Here is an 820-nt window from a genome sequence, read left to right as displayed (position 1 = left end):
GGTCGGATCGCGTTGGCCACTGAAACCACCGATTGGCCCGAGACCGAGCGTCCGCGCCGGGTGGGGGTGTCCTCCTTCGGGATTTCGGGCACCAACGCCCACCTGATCGTGGAGCAGGCGCCGGAACGAGCCGAGACCGTCACGGTCGATGAGCCGGAGCTGCCGGTGGTGCCGCTGCTGGTGTCCGCGCGCACCGATGCCGCACGTGCCGCCCTTGCCGGGAAACTGGCCGCACACACCGAAACCACGCGCCCGCTCGAACTGGCTCGCGCCCTGGCCACCGGACGGCCGCGACTGGAACGGCGCGCCGTACTGCTCGCCGGGGACCGGGCCACCGCACGCGCGGGCCTCGAACGGCTCGCCGAAGGAGAACAGGGACCAGACCTGATCCAGGGCACCGCGACCGTGGGCGCCACCGCCGTGGTGTTCTCCGGTCAGGGTGCCCAGCGTGCCGGGATGGGCCGGGAGCTGTATGCGGCGTTCCCGGTGTTCGCGGAAGCGTTCGACGCGGTGTGCGCGCGGTTCGAGGCGTATCTGGAGCGGCCGTTGCGGGATGTGCTGTTCGAGGATGCGGAGGGGTTGCTGGACCAGACCGGGTACACCCAGCCCGCGTTGTTCGCGTTCGAGGTGGCGCAGTTCCGGTTGCTGGAATCCTGGGGGTTGGCTCCGGAGATCCTGTTGGGGCATTCGGTCGGGGAGATCACCGCGGCGTATGTGGCGGGGGTGTTCTCGCTGGAGGATGCGGTGCGTCTGGTGGCGGCCCGTGCTGCGTTGATGCAGGAGTTGCCTGTTGGTGGGGTGATGGTGGCGGTGTCGGCTT

At 69.9% G+C, this 820-nt stretch carries 1 protein-coding gene; it reads left to right on the top strand.

The window, feature by feature from the left end:
• Window positions 1-12 precede the first annotated feature (12 nt).
• A partial coding sequence (locus AD72_RS35100; protein WP_231645162.1) for an acyltransferase domain-containing protein occupies window positions 13-820 on the top strand: 808 nt, incomplete at its 3' end.

Source organism: Sciscionella sediminilitoris (assembly GCF_000737195.2).
Classification (GTDB): Bacteria; Actinomycetota; Actinomycetes; order Mycobacteriales; family Pseudonocardiaceae; genus Sciscionella; species Sciscionella sediminilitoris.
This window is presented reverse-complemented; position numbering and strand designations above follow the sequence as displayed.